The sequence below is a fragment of the Methanovulcanius yangii genome (assembly GCF_018687785.1).
Classification (GTDB): Archaea; Halobacteriota; Methanomicrobia; order Methanomicrobiales; family Methanomicrobiaceae; genus Methanovulcanius; species Methanovulcanius yangii.
In genome coordinates, this window is the sequence record NZ_LTBL01000001.1 from 1044141 (window position 1) to 1060271 (window position 16131).

19 protein-coding genes and 2 tRNA genes are annotated in these 16131 nt (G+C 53.3%); 18 read left to right on the plus strand and 3 right to left on the minus strand.

Annotated features, from left to right (window positions below; genetic code table 11):
• The first annotated feature begins 190 nt into the window (after positions 1–190).
• The 15 genes from AZH53_RS05250 (at position 191) to AZH53_RS05320 (ending at position 11874) form a co-directional block, all read left to right on the plus strand.
• Positions 191–505 (plus strand): DUF2551 domain-containing protein, encoded by a 315-nt coding sequence (locus tag AZH53_RS05250; protein WP_319642477.1) that lies wholly within the window; start codon positions 191–193, stop codon positions 503–505.
• 51 nt (positions 506–556) lie between these two features.
• Positions 557–826, plus strand: coding sequence for a hypothetical protein (locus AZH53_RS05255; protein ID WP_319642478.1), 270 nt, complete (start codon positions 557–559; stop codon positions 824–826).
• A 22-nt stretch (positions 827–848) separates the two neighbouring features.
• Positions 849–1256 (plus strand): archease, encoded by a 408-nt coding sequence (locus AZH53_RS05260; RefSeq protein WP_319642479.1) that lies wholly within the window; start codon positions 849–851, stop codon positions 1254–1256.
• A gap of 7 nt (positions 1257–1263) precedes the next feature.
• Positions 1264–2697 (plus strand): RtcB family protein, encoded by a 1434-nt coding sequence (locus AZH53_RS05265; protein ID WP_319642480.1) that lies wholly within the window; start codon positions 1264–1266, stop codon positions 2695–2697.
• A complete protein-coding gene (locus AZH53_RS05270; RefSeq protein ID WP_319642481.1) occupies positions 2694–3272 on the plus strand; it encodes a type 1 glutamine amidotransferase family protein in 579 nt (192 codons plus the stop codon). The genes AZH53_RS05265 and AZH53_RS05270 overlap by 4 nt, the downstream gene beginning before the upstream one ends.
• A gap of 46 nt (positions 3273–3318) precedes the next feature.
• Positions 3319–3741: a DUF2111 domain-containing protein gene (locus AZH53_RS05275; protein WP_319642482.1), complete on the plus strand. Its 423-nt coding sequence runs from the start codon at positions 3319–3321 to the stop codon at positions 3739–3741.
• Between the two features lie 5 nt (positions 3742–3746).
• Positions 3747–4727 carry a biotin--[acetyl-CoA-carboxylase] ligase gene (locus AZH53_RS05280; RefSeq protein WP_319642483.1) on the plus strand — a complete coding sequence of 327 codons (981 nt, stop codon included), beginning with the start codon at positions 3747–3749 and terminating at the stop codon, positions 4725–4727.
• 40 nt (positions 4728–4767) lie between these two features.
• A complete protein-coding gene (locus AZH53_RS05285; protein WP_319642484.1) occupies positions 4768–5277 on the plus strand; it encodes a biotin transporter BioY in 510 nt (169 codons plus the stop codon).
• The gene (locus tag AZH53_RS05290; RefSeq protein WP_319642485.1) at positions 5274–5966 is read left to right on the plus strand and encodes an energy-coupling factor ABC transporter ATP-binding protein; all 693 of its coding nucleotides are present in this window, start codon (positions 5274–5276) and stop codon (positions 5964–5966) included. Before AZH53_RS05285 ends, AZH53_RS05290 begins: the two co-directional genes overlap by 4 nt.
• Entirely contained in the window at positions 5942–6640 is a 699-nt protein-coding gene (locus AZH53_RS05295; RefSeq protein ID WP_319642486.1) for an ATP-binding cassette domain-containing protein, read from the plus strand. The genes AZH53_RS05290 and AZH53_RS05295 overlap by 25 nt, the downstream gene beginning before the upstream one ends.
• Complete coding sequence (locus AZH53_RS05300) at positions 6622–7263, plus strand: hypothetical protein (RefSeq protein WP_319642487.1); 642 nt, start codon at positions 6622–6624, stop codon at positions 7261–7263. The genes AZH53_RS05295 and AZH53_RS05300 overlap by 19 nt, the downstream gene beginning before the upstream one ends.
• 62 nt (positions 7264–7325) lie before the next feature.
• Positions 7326–9062, plus strand: a complete 1737-nt coding sequence (locus AZH53_RS05305) for a pyruvate/oxaloacetate carboxyltransferase (protein WP_319642488.1) — start codon at positions 7326–7328, stop codon at positions 9060–9062.
• Positions 9059–10552: an acetyl-CoA carboxylase biotin carboxylase subunit gene (locus AZH53_RS05310; RefSeq protein ID WP_319642489.1), complete on the plus strand. Its 1494-nt coding sequence runs from the start codon at positions 9059–9061 to the stop codon at positions 10550–10552. The genes AZH53_RS05305 and AZH53_RS05310 overlap by 4 nt, the downstream gene beginning before the upstream one ends.
• Positions 10553–10802: 250 nt before the next feature.
• Positions 10803–10913: transfer RNA gene (locus tag AZH53_RS05315), tRNA-Met, on the plus strand.
• 571 nt (positions 10914–11484) lie between these two features.
• Positions 11485–11874, plus strand: coding sequence for a DUF6508 domain-containing protein (locus AZH53_RS05320; protein WP_319642490.1), 390 nt, complete (start codon positions 11485–11487; stop codon positions 11872–11874).
• 39 nt (positions 11875–11913) lie between these two features.
• Here AZH53_RS05320 and AZH53_RS05325 read toward each other — a convergent pair whose 3' ends face one another.
• Together AZH53_RS05325 and AZH53_RS05330 are read right to left on the minus strand one after the other, a co-directional pair.
• A complete protein-coding gene (locus tag AZH53_RS05325; protein ID WP_319642491.1) occupies positions 11914–12864 on the minus strand; it encodes a radical SAM protein in 951 nt (316 codons plus the stop codon).
• A gap of 60 nt (positions 12865–12924) precedes the next feature.
• Complete coding sequence (locus tag AZH53_RS05330) at positions 12925–13593, minus strand: SOS response-associated peptidase (protein ID WP_319642492.1); 669 nt, start codon at positions 13591–13593, stop codon at positions 12925–12927.
• Positions 13594–13701: 108 nt separating this feature from the next.
• Here AZH53_RS05330 and AZH53_RS05335 point away from each other — a divergent pair, with 108 nt between their 5' ends.
• On the plus strand, positions 13702–13932 hold the full coding sequence (locus AZH53_RS05335) for a hypothetical protein (protein ID WP_319642493.1): 231 nt from the start codon (positions 13702–13704) through the stop codon (positions 13930–13932).
• 5 nt (positions 13933–13937) lie between these two features.
• On the opposite strand, the gene mmp10 is transcribed toward AZH53_RS05335, so the two are convergent.
• A complete protein-coding gene (gene mmp10, locus AZH53_RS05340) occupies positions 13938–15173 on the minus strand; it encodes a methyl coenzyme M reductase-arginine methyltransferase Mmp10 (RefSeq protein ID WP_319642494.1) in 1236 nt (411 codons plus the stop codon).
• A gap of 149 nt (positions 15174–15322) precedes the next feature.
• Here mmp10 and AZH53_RS05345 point away from each other — a divergent pair.
• A tRNA-Thr gene (locus AZH53_RS05345) sits at positions 15323–15396 on the plus strand.
• Positions 15397–15565: 169 nt separating this feature from the next.
• Positions 15566–15934: a hypothetical protein gene (locus AZH53_RS05350; RefSeq protein WP_319642495.1), complete on the plus strand. Its 369-nt coding sequence runs from the start codon at positions 15566–15568 to the stop codon at positions 15932–15934.
• The last annotated feature ends 197 nt before the right edge of the window (positions 15935–16131 follow it).

The window sequence follows — 16131 nt, forward strand, 5'->3', positions numbered from 1 at the left end:
GTGACATCGATTAAAAGGTGATGCCTGAACACACGGGATCTGAATGAGAACGATTCGCATTCATGGCATTTTATACCCGATTAGCGCCCCTCTACGCCTTGTTTCAAGGATTTTTCCCTTACATGAAAATAAATGATAAATCATGATAGAATTAGAAATGGTTAAATACAATTCAGATAAATGAGCGTGTATGAGATCAGCGGCCGATCTGAAAAAGGAGATAGAACGCCGTCTTAAAGCATATCTCAAGCGCGATAAAAATGGTATCCGCCACGAGCTGCTCACGATCTTTGTTCATACAAAGTCGCTGAGCATTGCACGGACACACGAGCTCTTGGCTGCCAAATTCAGCGTGAGCATCCAGTCCGTGGCGTCAATGGTAGGCACCATTGCCTCAAAAATCGGCATTCTCCGCATTATAAAGGACAAAGACAATGCGACGGCCATCTATGAACTGAAGGATCAATACACCGACCTGGTCCGCAAAATGGTCGGTACAGTCTGAACAACCACTAACATAACCTATTTTTATTCATATCATCAACAATTCTACAGAATGTTCACCGATAATGACAACACAACCACGGAGCACCAGATTATTGTCTCCGAAGAGGTTGAATCATATGTCAGGGAACGGAATACGGATTTCCGTGTCTGTACATCATGCGGCGGACCGATTCTTCTTTCCACAACGGTAAAACCTCCAAAATCCTCGGATTATGAAATTTATATAGGGGAGAACATCATCTATGTCTCCATGTACCAGGCGCGGTATCTGGACAGGATAGAGATGGATATGGTACCGATGTACTGTGACTACCTGTGATCAGGACAGAGGGTAGAGAGCGGTGCCATTTATTGAACGGGATCATACAGCAGACATTCTTATGCATGTCTGGGGAGCATCAAGGGAAGAACTGTTCAGAGAAGCGGCTGCAGCCCTCTTCTCGATCATGTTCCCCTCCTCCATGCCACGAGATGCCCACCAGACCATTGTATGTGAGGCAGATTCAGATGAGGCACTCCTCAGTACCTTCCTCTCCGAGATACTCTTCTTTGCCGAAGTGGAATGTGAAGGATATGCCTCGGCTGATGTCCATCTCGATGGTACCACTCTGAAGGCGGATCTTTATGGAGAACCATATGACAGGGACCGTCACTCAGGTGGAACAGAGGTGAAGGGGATATCGCGCTCAGGGATGAAGATTGAAAAGACGCAGAGAGGATACGAGACAGATATTCTCTTTGATGTGTGAGGGAAGAATGATTGAGGGCATACGAAAGGCAGGACCATTTGAATGGGAGATCCCGGTGGGATTTACTCCCGGAATGAGAGTTCCGGGGCGCTTTTTCCTCTCCGAGGAACTCATGCCGACACTGGAAGAGGGGGCCCTGCAGCAGTGCGCAAACATGGCCACTCTGCCGGGAATTGAGAAATACGCGCTTGCAATGCCGGATATTCACTGGGGATACGGATTTCCCATCGGCGGCGTCGGGGCATTCAGCATCGATGACGGCATCATATCCCCCGGAGGAGTGGGTTTTGATATCAACTGCGGGGTCAGGCTTATCGCCACCCCACTTACCACAGAAGATCTGGGACGGATTCAGCCTCTTCTCAGCCACCTCTTCACCAGGATTCCGACAGGCATCGGAACAAAAAGTCCGCTCAGGGTTTCCGACCAGGATCTCGATGCCATGATGACCGAAGGAGCATCATGGGCGGTGAACCAGGGGTATGGATTGAAAGGAGATGTCACCCGATGTGAGGAGCAGGGATCCATCGATGGGGCAGACAGCACCCATGTGAGTGGAAAAGCCCGCGCGCGGGGTCGTCCACAGTGCGGGACCCTCGGAGCAGGGAACCATTTTCTCGAGATCCAGTCCGTCGAGGAGATCTTTGACCCGGTGGCAGCAGAGGCATTCGGTATTGCACAGGGACAGGTATGTGTGATGATCCATTGCGGTTCTCGCGGGCTGGGACACCAGATATGCACAGACCATATTGCAATCCTTGAAAAGGCAGCAAAAAAATACGGCATTTCCCTGCCGGACCCACAACTGGCCTGCGCCCCCATCACCAGTCCGGATGGCGAGGCATACTTCGGCGCCATGGCATGCGCCGCCAACTATGCGTGGGCCAACCGCCAGATGATTACCCATTTCACAAGGGAAATCATCGCACGTCAATTCTCTGTCGATTATGAAGAGATGCCCCTCATTTATGATGTCGCCCACAATGTGGCCAAATTTGAAGAACACATGGTAGATGGGAAGAAAAAGAAACTCTGTGTTCACCGGAAAGGGGCAACACGTGCATTCGGTCCCGGCAATCATGACCTGCCGCCGGGATGTGAGGAGATCGGCCAGCCCGTTCTTATCCCCGGGAGTATGGGAACGTCCTCGTTTATCCTCAAAGGGACACAGACGGCAATGGACAGGACATTCGGCAGCACCTGCCACGGAGCAGGCCGGGTCCTCTCTCGATCCCAGGCCAAGAAGCACATCGACGGTGGAGACATCCGTGACCGGCTGGGGCACCAGGGCATCAGCGTAAAGGCCACCAGCAACAAGGTAATTGCAGAAGAGGCGCCCGACGCATACAAACCATCCAGTGAAGTGGTCAGGGTGGTCCATGAGGCAGGACTGTCCCTCCGTGTTGCGCGGCTCGAACCGAAAGGAGTGATCAAAGGATGATTCGGAAAGGCGGACTTGCATGGGACTGTGCAACCCCGTTTAAGCGGTATATTGAAGATTGTGGCGTACAGTGCGAACTGATAACCCCCCAGATGATGGCGGCACCCTATTACAGGGGAAAAATGGTTTCCATGATCATCCCGACTGGTTTCGGGAACCTTGCCTACTCCAGTCTTCTTCCTGCCCTCAGGGCTTCTTCAAAAAGAATCGAAAAATTCCTGAAAAACGGCGGGAACCTCCTGGTTTTCGGCGCGATGTCACCGAAACCGGATGCATATGACTGGATGCCGGTCCCGGTCACCTACGTCAATGAATATTTTTCCACACCGGTTGTAGTGGACCCTCACAACCCCCATGCCAGGATAATGGATGATTTCGATCTTTCCTCAATAGAGTGCGATGGCTATTTCAGTGAATTTTGCGGAGAGGTTCTCGCGACCACCGATGATGGGCGTGCCATCATGATTTCCAATGAGATAGGAAAAGGCACACTCCTCGTTGCTTCACTGCATGAATACCCGTCACGCGGATTTATCAGTGGTTTTTCCTCCGGTGAAACAGAAACCTTATTTTAATTCAGCATTCTTTTTAGATTTACCAAGCAGATGTGAGGTATCCGTGATGAGTTCATACGTTCTGTCCATTGATTCCGGTCCTGAGGACCTGACTGCACTTGCCCTGTGCATTCACGAACTGGTAAACAGGCTGCCGATAACCGCAAGGTCGCTGAATAAGAAAGGGGTCCGAATCGAGAGTGGCCATGTCGTGGAGATGGACTACACCGGTCCTGTGCTTGAAACTGCAATGAGAGAGAACAGGACATTAAAAAATGTCCCGGAGTCCGGGGCCTATAAGGGTGTTCCGGTCATCGTTGCACCCCTTCACGGTCCGGGCGGGGAAGTGATTGGTGCCATCGGCCTGGTGGACATTACCGGCATATTCGATCTGGGTACCCTGATGGAACACCAGTCTATGATTATGAAACAGGTCTGCGGCAAGGACCCCTGCCCCTTGCCGACCGAACTCATCGATGCCAAGAAGTGATGACAATGATTGAGGCAGCATTCAGAGTACTCAAGGTTCTTGAAGAATCGGACACTCCCATCTCGGGAGAGGAGATCAGCAAACAACTCGACATCAGCAGGTCAGCGGTATGGAAACACGTGCAAGAGCTCCGCAGTTACGGGTATGAGATTGCGTCCTCGCGTGCAGAGGGATACGATCTGATTGCATCCCCCGACCGTCTGCTTCCGTATGAGATTGAAAAGCACCTAAAAACCTGGCACATCGGGCGGTATTTTGATTATCATGACAGCGTTCCCTCAACAATCGGGGTTGCAAAGGAACTCTGCAGGAACAAAAATCCTTCTGAGCTGCACGGCATGGTCGTCATCGCGGAGGAGCAGTCGGGAGGAGTCGGCCGTCTTGGTCGTGCATGGTATTCCCCGCGGGGCGGGATCTGGACCACCATCATCCTTCGTCCTGCCATCCCCGTCGACCATGTCTTCATGGTAACGATGGCAGCTTCCATCGCCGTTGCACGCACCATCCGCAAATTCTGTGGTGCCGGGGCGCTGATCAAATGGCCAAACGACATATATATCGGCAATGAAAAGATTGCCGGCGTACTTCAGGAAATTTCGGCAGAGGCGGAAACGGTCAATTACTGCCTGCTGAGCATCGGGATCGATGCCAACATATCGGAAGAACAGCTCCCATCGGGAGTCAAGACGCCCATCACCACCCTCTTCAGGGCCTGTGGCGCGCCGGTAGACAGGGCACGGTTCCTTGCACAGCTCCTCAGGGAATTCGAGACAAGATATAGGGAAATCGAATCGGGTGAATACCATACCATTGCCCGTGAATGGAAGAGCCTGTCACTCACGCTCGATAAGAGAGTGAAGATAACAACGCCACGCAAATCCTTCGAAGGAGAGGCCATCGACATCGACGAGTATGGTGCACTCATTGTGAGGAAGGATAACGGAAAAGTGGAACGGGTTTTTTCAGGAGACTGCACACCGGCCTGACCCCTTTTTCTTGTCAACCAACAAAAATATTGAGGTTGACATGTACGGGAATGAACAAAAGAGCCAGTTGATAGCCCTTACAGCGACATTCGTTGCCTTAATCACGGTAGGTGCGTGGATCTCCGTCCCTCTTCCTCCCGTGCCGCTGACCCTCACGACCTTCTTTGTACTCCTTGCAGGCGTGATCATGAAGCGGTATGCAGCGATTCCGGCCGCGCTGTACCTCGTACTTGGGGCCCTGAATATCCCGGTCTTCCACAACGGGCTTGCTGGAATTGGAGTCATCCTCGGCCCTACCGGGGGATTTATCGTAGGATTTATCCCGGCAGCCCTGATAGTCGGTCTCGCCTATGAGAAAAAGGACCGCACGCTCCGCATCATGGGCATCTTCGTCGCAACGGTTCTGATATATGCCTTCGGGGTAGCATGGTTATCCTTCTCGACGGGGATTGCCCTTGCAGAGGCGATTCTGCTGGGGGTAGTGCCGTTTCTTATAGGAGACGCCCTGAAGGGGGTTGCCGTCTACTACATCGGAGAACGAATCGAATGATCATATGTACCGACCTTGCATTCCGAACAATCACCATTGACAGGCTTGCCATACCTCCGGGGCATGCCTGTGTCATCGGGCCCAACGGGAGCGGGAAATCAACACTCCTCTCATTATTTGCCGGTATCGAGTTGCCGGAAAAGGGGGCCATCAACATCGATGATGAGGCTCCGCGCAGGATGGATGTAGGATGGGTCGGCGAATTTCCTGAAGACAACCTCATCTTCAGGACCGTGCATGACGAAATTGCATCCGCACTCCGTTTTCGGCACCTTCCCCCTGAAATGATTGAACAGCGGATAGAAGGAGCTCTTCACGACATTGGTCGGGAGGACCTGATATCGGCACAGTGCAGGGAGCTCTCCGGCGGGGAAAAAGCACTCGTTGCTCTTGCGGCAGCCATTGCCGTTCGTCCGGGGGTTCTTGTGCTGGATGAAATCGACTCGCATCTCGATCGGGAGACGGCCGAGCAGGTGCAGCGAATACTGCCATCGTTTGCCTGTACATACATCCTCCAGTCGACCCAGGACATGGATACCGCCTCCGGGGCGGATTATCTGATATATATGGAGCACGGCACTGTCCGGCATTTCGGAACACCGGAGGAGATCTTCCCCAAACTCGTAGATACTCCCTTCTATCCCACCCTCTGGAGGTTTGCAGGATGCAACTCATTCTTGATGGGGTGACCCTTGCCAGAAAAAACTGGAAGCTTTCGGCAGAGGGCGCTTTTCAGGAGGGTATTCACCTGATCAGTGGGAGAGTGGGAAGTGGTAAGAGCAGTCTTGCACAGGCAATCGCCGGTATGATGGCCCCGACATCAGGAAGCATTCTCTTCAGGGATATCGAGAGGCACACCCTTTCAATGCAGTTTCCCGAATATCACACCACCGGACACCTCGTCCGGGACGAAATCAGGTCATGGGGACTGGAACCGGAAAGAATCTGCATGGAGGCCGGGCTTCAGGGGCGGGAATATGAACGTTCCTTCGCCCTCTCCCGCGGGGAACTCAAGCGTCTTCATATGAGCTGCATCCTTGCAGGCAAACGGGACCTTCTGATCCTTGACGAACCGTTTTCAACCCTTGATCCCGAGTGGAAACGCCGGATCTGTCGGAAATTGTATTCACACCATCCACCGATCACCCTTATCTTCACCCATGAACAGGCGGTGCTGCCGCGTGTTGATTACCTTTGGGAAATTCATGAAGGACATCTTCACAACCGGGGAAAGGTTCCCGAGGCAATTCCATCGTGGAGAGGTGCTCCCCGGTACATCGAGGAGGCGCTCAGGCGCGGGGTGGTTCCGGAAAATATCACAGTTGAGGATACGCAGGAGGCCCTATGCAGGATGCACGACTGAGGATTTTCAGCACATTTCTTCTCTCCTGTGCCGCGTTTTCTTCAATAGGCGGTGCCGTACTGGTCTTCGGGTGGTGGCTGATTTTTGCGCGGGACCGGCGAAATCTTCCCCGTCGACGGACTGCATTCATCATCTTCGGAACGCTCGGCCTCGTCGCGCTCTTTACCACGCTCGTCGGTGGGGACGGAACAGGATATCTCCTTCGCCTTTCAGTTGTGATGCTCATCGCTTTCTGGGCCTTCGGGGGCGGGGCAGGAGAGGAGCTCTTCGATGTTGCTGTCTGGGCATTTGGCAACAGATGGGGATTTGACATTGGTCTGGCGGCAGACATGGCCCTCGGTTCCCTCGGTCGAATTGAAGATGACATCACCCTAACACGTCACGCCATCGCGATGAAGGGGACGACAGGGCCGGTGCGCTCACTTGTGCCACTGGGTGTTTCGGTTGTTCTGGTACAGATTCGAAGGGCGGGGTGCCAGGCAAAGACCCTCGCTGTCAGAGGGTACGATTCCGGAGGAACATATGTTCCCCGTTTCTCGACGGGAAAAGAAGATTTTGTGGGATTTTTCGCCTCAATCCTTATTATTATCGCTCTTTTAGGGTCTTTCGTGAGTTATTTATAGCTTCAGGAGGTAAGTAATTAGAGGCTTGATCTGTCTATTTCCCGGCCCCCGTGAGGTGGAATATGAGTTTTAATCCTGTAAAGATCACAGATACGACCCTGAGGGATGCACATCAGTCTCTCATTGCAACCCGGCTCAGGACCGAAGATATGCTTGAGCTGGCCCGCGAGATTGATACCATCGGGTTTTTTTCCGTTGAGGCATGGGGAGGTGCAACATTTGACAGTGCCATCCGGTATCTCAACGATGACCCCTGGGAGCGCCTTCGTGACCTCCACGAGGCACTCCCCCATACCCCTGTACAAATGCTTCTGAGGGGTCAGAACCTCGTTGGCTACCGCCATTACCCGGATGACGTTGTTGAAAAGTTTGTTGAGGCCGCCGGCAGAAACGGTGTCGGCGTATTCCGCGTCTTCGATGCACTCAATGATCTTCGAAATATGCAGAAATCGATGGAGACCGTAAAAGACATCGGTGCACATCTCCAGGGCACAATATGCTATACCACCAGCCCGGTGCACTCTACTGCGGGATTCATTGAGATGGCACGGGAACTCTATGCGATGGAATGCGATTCCATCTGCATCAAGGATATGGCCGGCCTCATCATGCCGGAAGCGGCAAGGGACCTTATCACCGGAATAAAAGAGGAAATAGACATTCCGGTCGACTTGCATTCCCATTCCACCTCTGGAATCTCCCCCATGAGTTACCAGGCGGCAATCGAAGCAGGAGTGGATATCCTTGACACTGCGATGTCCCCCTTTGCGATGGGCACGTCACAACCCCCGACTGAGAGTATCGTCGCAAGTCTGGCAGGCACTTCCCGCGATACCGGCATTGATCTGATGAAACTCAGGAAGGTTCGTAATATCTGTCTGCGGCTCAGGAGCAAATATGAGACTCTCCTTAACCCGATCTCCGAGCGGGTTGACAGCGACGTCCTGATTTACCAGCTGCCGGGCGGCATGATTTCCAACTTGGTCTCCCAGCTCAAGGAACAGGACGCATTGAACCGTCTTGAGGAGGTCCATCAGGAAATACCCCGCGTTCGCGAGGATCTCGGATACCCACCGCTCGTCACCCCCACCTCACAGATCGTAGGGACCCAGGCGGTTCTCAACGTACTGATGGATGGCGAGAGGTATTCCAATGTCACCAAGGAAGTCCGTGACTATGTCCACGGGATGTACGGCAAACCCCCTGCACCCATCCCCGATGAGATACGCCAGAAGATCATCGATGGCGAGGAACAGTTCACGGGCAGGCCTGCCGATCTTCTTGAACCAGCCTATGAAAAAATGAAGAAGGAGGCCGAGAAGGAGGGATTTGTCAGGAAGGAAGAGGATATCCTGACATACATTCTCTATCCGGCAATTGCCCCCTCCTTCCTGCGGGGCGAACGCTCGTCCGAACCGATCCCGAAGAAGGTAGATACTTCCGTGCCTTCAGCCGGAGGTATCCCTGCGATGATGGAGGTTGAGGTTGACGGCGAGATATTTGCAGTCAGAATCCTCTCAGTGGACGGTGGAGCGATCGAGCAGACGGGAGCGATGGGTGCAAAGCAGATCCCACGCACGGCCATCGAGGGCGGTGTGAAGAGTAATATCCAGGGGATGGTGCTGAAGATCGAAACCAGTATCGGCAGCCAGGTACAGGCAGGCGACACCCTCGTCGTCCTGGAGGCGATGAAGATGGAAAATCCCATCAAGGCTCCGTCCGCAGGAAAGATTACCGATATCTTTGTTGATGTGGGAGATTCGGTCCAGAACGGTGATGTGCTTCTGGTGATTGAATGAGCAACTTCGAGAAGATACTCATCGCAAACCGCGGTGAGATTGCCATTCGTGTGATGCGGGCATGCAGGGAGATGAATATCGGAACAGTTGCCATTTTTTCGGAACCGGATAAAAATTCGCTGCATGCCAAATACGCGGACGAGGCATTTCTTGTCGGAGAAGCTCACCCGTCCAAGAGTTACCTGAATATGCACCGCATCATCGACATCGCCCACATGTGTGGTGCCGAGGCCATCCACCCGGGATACGGGTTTCTTGCAGAAAACGCAAAGTTCGCCAAGCTCTGCGAGGATGAGGGAATAACCTTCATCGGCCCCTCATGGCAGACCATCGAGGCAATGGGGTCCAAGCTTGCCTCCAAGCACATGATGGAAAAGGCGGGAGTCCCGGTCCTGCCGTACACCCCCGATGGTGTCACTTCCCTCGATGAGGCAAAGGCGATTTCCGCGGAGATCGGGTACCCGGTCATCGTGAAGGCCTCGGCCGGAGGCGGCGGCATAGGGATGCAGATCGTCGAGAACGAGGCAGACCTCGAGGAAGCGATTGAGAAGGCAATGCGCATCGCGGCGTCGGCCTTCGGCGATTCGACGGTCTTCATCGAGAAGTACCTGGTCAAACCGCGCCATATCGAATTCCAGATACTCGCCGACCAGCAGGGGAACAAAATCCACCTGTATGACCGTGAATGCTCCATCCAGCGCAGGCACCAGAAACTGGTCGAGGAAGCCCCCTGCCCCATCATGACAGAAGAACTCCGCGAGCGCATGGCGGCATCGGCACTGAAGGTTGCAGAGGCTTCCGGATATTACAATGCGGGTACGGTGGAGTTCCTCTATGCCGACGGCGAGTATTATTTCATGGAGATGAACACCCGGCTCCAGGTGGAGCATACGGTCACCGAGATGGTGACGGGCATCGACCTGGTGCGACAGCAGCTGGCCATAGCGGCAGGGAAAAAAATCCCGTTCACACAGGAGGACATTCGTCTCAACGGGCATGCAATCGAGTGCCGTATCAATGCTGAGGATCCGCTGAATAATTTCCAGGCCGACCCCGGCAAGATTGTCCGGTATCGTTCACCAGGCGGACCGGGTATCCGGGTGGACTCCGGCATCCACATGGGATATGCCATCCCCCCCATGTATGACTCGATGATCTCCAAGCTCTGTGGGTGGGGCATCGACCGCAGGGAGTCAATCGAGCGGATGCGGCGCGCGATATACGAATATGTGATCATCGGTGTACGAACCACGCTTCCTCTCCATCATGCTATCATGAACAACCGACACTTCATTGATGGCAACACCCACACGCATTTCCTGCAGGAAGAGCATGTAAAGGCAAATCTGGCACGCTATCTCCATGAGGAGGAGACCCGTATGCAGACGCTTGCAAATTCACTGCGTCACGGCAAGGAAGCAGCGGCGATCGCAACGGCAGTCAATGTATATATTGCAGCACAGAAACAGCAGCAGGATACAAACCATTAATACCCCCGGTCATTTCTTTTTTGAAAACTCAACAGCCGGCAGACATGATTTTTTGTCGTATCCCTCCCGGCAGGCCCCTCCACCGGTAAAACATTCTCCAGTGGACCCCCACCCATTTTTCTCATGATGGACCCCAGATTTTCAATATCAGAAGCTTTAATACCGAATCCAGCGTTCTTATTATGCACTTGTGTGCGATGCACACGAGGCCTGCAGTACGCTGCAGGATGACCATACATACCACTTGTATGCTGTCGTGGCCTAGTTGGTTAGGGCGCCAGACTCATAGGGTTTGAGCACATTTCGGGGCGCTTTAGTCTGGGATATCTGGAGGCCGTGGGTTCGGATCCCACCGACAGCACTTTTCCGTGGTTCTGTTTTCCGATTTCAGAGTCAGAGGTTCACCTGTCCGCATCCTCGAATAGAACAGGCTCCAGACCACCCGATGCAAAAATGTACAATTATCGCTCTTTTCCTGCCCTCATCTCCTGCTGATAAAAATTACAATAAAGATCACTCCGACAATGAGCAGCCCGCTTACCATGTACAAAAATCCCCATGAAAAGAGCTGATCGTACATCACTGTCTCAAATTCCACCCCAAAGATAATCCTTGACCCAAAGAAATACAGAATCCCTGCCAAAACCGGTGCACCGAGTGCAATGAGTACTCTACCCCCATCCATCCCCCATCACACAGGATACTCTTTTCGTTTTCCGCAATAATTCTTTCCGGGTCACCACGGCAGGACACTTACGCGATGCGTGGAAAGAGCGCAGTCCGCAGAGAGGGCCCCACATGATGAACTTTGCCCTTAGAATGCGACACTATATCTGCCAGAACCAAAATACCATGGAAATCCCCTTCAATCCGGTGTTGGCCTCTCTCCAAAGACTTTTCAAACCACAATACAAACACAGGATGTCTGATGTATGAATCTGGAATATGAAACTCCCACACGGGAAAATTTCGAGGCTGTTCTTGCCTACCGGACCATCCTGGACGGCACCTCGTTTCTCCGTGGTTACGAGGACGAAATCATTCAAACAGGGACCTGCCCACCCATCAACACCTTCGTCCGTCACCTCTACAACAATAACTGGCTTATCAATACCCGCTGGCAGGGCTGGGCAGACGAGGCAACAGCATATTTCGAACAGCCGTCACTCCTCACTCTCGCGGACACCCAGTCCCTTCGTCGCATCCTCACCGTACATGTTCGTATCGACCGGATGATGCCCGGCGAGATAGCCGACCTTATCCGCCGCGGCTATATGCTCTCTATTCTCAATCGTATCTCAGAGATATACGAAACCGGGTGACCTCCATACCGGTCCCACGAGGTACCCGTTCGTATTTCATCACTGTTCGGGCTCCATGCCACCACGGTGCAGTCCCGCAGCACGGGCGGCCTGTACGGCATCATCATATTCTTCACCGGTGATTCTCCTGCAAAGGCAGGTGAACTCATCCGCGGTGCATGCCTTCCATTCCGGGCGGTACTGATCCATGATATTCACATAGGTCTCGGGTGAAATCTCATCCGCCAGGAAACGAAACACAGGTTCTGAGGTTGCAAGTCCTTCCGGGAGGATGAGGTGACGAACGAGAAGACCCTTCACGGCAATCCCCTCCCGGTCACAGGCAAGATCGCCCACCTGCCGGTGCATCTCACGGACAGCCGCCATCATATGAACCGGATAGTCAATAGCCCCCGTCAGCCTTCTTGCAATCTGTTCGTCGCCGAACTTCGCATCCGGCATGTAGATATCCACCACCCCTTCCAGCAGACGGATTGCTGCAACACTGTCGTACCCGCCGGTGTTGTAGACGAGAGGAATATCAAGCCCGCCTGAAACAGCGAAGAGAAGAGCCTCCAGAATTTGAGGGATGTAATGGGTCGGCGATACCAGATTGACATTATGACAGCCGGCTTCCTGAAGACGAAGAAAGATTCGGCCAAGCTCCTGTGCACTCACGGGCCTGCCCTCCCCCAACTGACTTGTCCGGTAGTTCTGACAGAATATGCATCCCATTGTGCAGTGCGAAAAGAAAACGGTCCCCGACCCGTTTCTGCCGACAAGGGGGGGCTCCTCACCAAAATGCGGCCCGTACCCGGAAATCTCCGCAGAGGACCCCGCCCGGCAGAATCCATGTTCACCATCAAGGCGGTTTACCCCGCATTCCCTCGGGCAGAGGCGGCAGTCAGTTAGAATTTTCCGCGCTGAGTCGGCACGTTTCTGCAGTTCACCCTCGTGATACAGGGGGACATATGATGCCGTGGCAACCATGGAGTGGCAATAGTCGCCCATGAACATGAGACTTGCGGCACCCGGACAACCCCCCCACAATGGCAAGTCCCCAACCCATGCCTACCACCATCGATGATCGGGGTGAACGGGAATTATTAGACCGGGATCATCATCGACGGGCGCATTCACCCGTTCATCGACATGGTGGCATCCCATCCCCCCGGCAGGAAAGGGAGTTAGAACCGGCAGATAGTCCTCCTTTCCACGCAGCCACACATCTTCAAGCGGCTGTGCGAGGATGACCGGCATCCTTCCGTGAATTTTCCCGACGAGAGGGTTTGCGTCGCAGGTGATCATCACACAGGTCATCCGTTCTTCACCCAACCCCGGCGGCCGCCAACGATCATACAGGCCTGCACACGCGAAGAGGGGAGCATCCCTCAGGTAAACATAATAGGGAAAGGAACGGCCGCGTTCCCGCTTCCACTCATAAAATCCCGTTGCGGGAAATATGCACCGGGAACCGGAAAGAAGACCCCTGAACGCCGGTTTCTCCTCCAGCGTCTCAGCGCGTGCATTGAAAAGCCACTCTCCTGATTCGGCAGTCTGCTTCCACGACGGGACAAGCCCCCACTGGGCCATGGAACACCGAATCTCCCCATTCTCCGCAAAGATCACCGGAACCTCCTGTGTGGGGGCAATATTGTAACGCGGCCGCAATGCCGGCATCGGACCGTCGACACCAAACCGTTCGGCAACCTCATCCGGCCTTGAAAGGGCGTACCGCATGCACATGAACACCAGATGGTCATGGGGCAATATCAAACATGCTGCACACGCCCGGTCGGTGACATTCAAGTGCCTTGCTGATGAACCACTATCGGAGTGTAACAGACCATGACTGCATCATCCAGAATTGAATATACCAATGACGGGCTCCTGATAACCTTCGAAAATGGACGGGCATATGATGTGCATCCCGGCAAAGACGGCGATGTCGTCTGTACGCTGGTTTCGGGCACCATTGATCTCCACCCCTTTGCAAAGGCGGTCACCACCCTCGTGGACCGGGACATCCATGATGAGATCGAACGGTGTGCCGACCTGTATTATCAGAAAAGAAAGTAAGGGATTTATTCGCCATACTGGTTGATGAGACGGATCAGATCGGCAAACCCGTCCATCTCCATCTGCAGCACCTGATTCCGCGTCATTCCCATCGATGTCTCGGCATCGGCGGTGAGGGTCTCTGGTCCACGGATAACCGTTCTTTGTATCCCATCCGCAGAGAGGAGTTCTTCTGCCCGCCGTTCATGGACAAATGCCCTGCCGGGAATAATGACGACCTTCTCCAGCTTCGAACAGTCGAGCTCCTTGAGATCATCGAGGGTTATCAGGCAGGCGATCTCCTTTTTTACACTTTGAACCCACGATTTGTTCCCACATGCGTCGAGTACGTCCTGAACATAGCGTGCAGCTATGCCCCCTGATATGAGGCTTGCCTTCTTCCTGACGCGGGGAAGTTTGTCGAGGAGGTCAGGTTCGTTGATGATGGCAAACGGAGAGCCGATGGTGGGGTCACCCATCGGAGTACCGCTGATCTTCAGTGAATACCTGCTGTTGAGATCGGCCACCATCTCCTGGAATTCACGTACTGTATGCAGCCGTTGCCCCTCTACTATTGGCGCATTCCCAAGAATCAGCCCCTGGTCCGTCCTGTTTGCAAACCGCATCAGAATCAGCCCTTTTGCGCCACGTTCTTCGAGCCATTTACAGGTTCTTTCCAGCTCTTCCCCGTCGTTGACACCGGGGATGATCACCGCAGCCGCATATGCATCAATCTTTCCGCAGAGTTTTCCCAGGACCGCAAGGGACCCTTCAGGCGTCGGATCTCCCATCCACGCCCTGCGCAGTTCAGGATTGGCCGCAAAGATGGTGAACGATATCTCTGTCAGCCCGTTTTCTATGAGAAGGTCGGCAATCCCCGGATCATCAAACCCCTTTCCGCTGGTATATCCGATGTGAAGCGGGACCTCCATCGAACCGAGAAGTTCGATGAGATCGGCAAATTCCGGATAACAGGACGGATCGCCTCCGCCGCTGATCGTAATCCTCTCGAGGTCGCCATCAATCAGCTGAAGATTGGCGAGCACATCATCGGCGACGTCGCGAAGATCCCTGAATCCTTCATACCGCTCCCTGACAAAACCGGTACAGTACTCGCATCCGACAGAAAACGGGAGGCAATACCGGCACCCGAAAGGTTCGGGGTCATCATCTTCTTTCACTTTCCTGAAGTAACAGTACCGGCAGAACCCTCTACAGTCATGGCCGGGCCGGCCTCCGATATCAACCGTCAGATGTGCCATACGTATACTAGAGTCTTCGATTGGCTCCGATAAAGCAGTTTGTAATTCACCAATCTCCCCGTTGATACAGCCGCAACGGTCCACCTGCCGTCATGTTCAGCCACCTGAACGTCAAGCTTTTTACTCTGGAGCACGAATAAAATAAGAGCGCCTCAGTGGCTTAGTCCGGCATAGCGGCTGATTTGTAATCAGCAGGTCGGGGGTTCAAATCCCTCCTGAGGCTCTATCGATTTTTTTGTGCCATTTATTTTTTGCATTCCTCCCCGACAGACACTTTCATTTCCATTTGATTCCCCCGGATAACCCGCCCATCCCTTTCAACAAAGCCCCCATGCAGAAGGTAATTTATAGCTTGACGTGCAAGGGGCACGCACCGAGGGAGGAATGCCAGAATGGCTAAGATGGAAACATTGCAGAAAAAAGAGACCCAGGATATTTATGTCGAACAGGCGTGGTCACGACTTGATGAAGTCAAGGTGATGGAGAAAGACGTGAAAGAACGCATGAAGACGGCACCTGATTTGATAAAAGAGGACCTTGCCGCATGCGCTGTGGACATTGATATGTTCATCAACCTTGCAGAGGTAGAGATCGACATGGTAGAGCACGCGGATGTGAATGAATGGATAGGGATGAGGAACAGGGTAGACAATGCCATAGGTGAAGCCCAGCGTGAACTTGAACGCGCCCATGAAATCATGAGCAACCCTTATGCCTACCTGCGCTCACCGGACAATTTCCCGCGCAAGGGAATTGACTGAACACCTCGCACCTTTCATTTTTTTGTCCCCATATCGAAAAGACGATGATTATTGCGCCTGCCGGTGGCAGAGCAGAAGACAACATGAGCAGCCACCCCACCTTCCCACAGGAATATCCGTATGAATCCCGTGCCGGATTAAAATCATGCAATCAACAGTGAATGGACATTTTGGACAATGGATTACAATAGAATGTC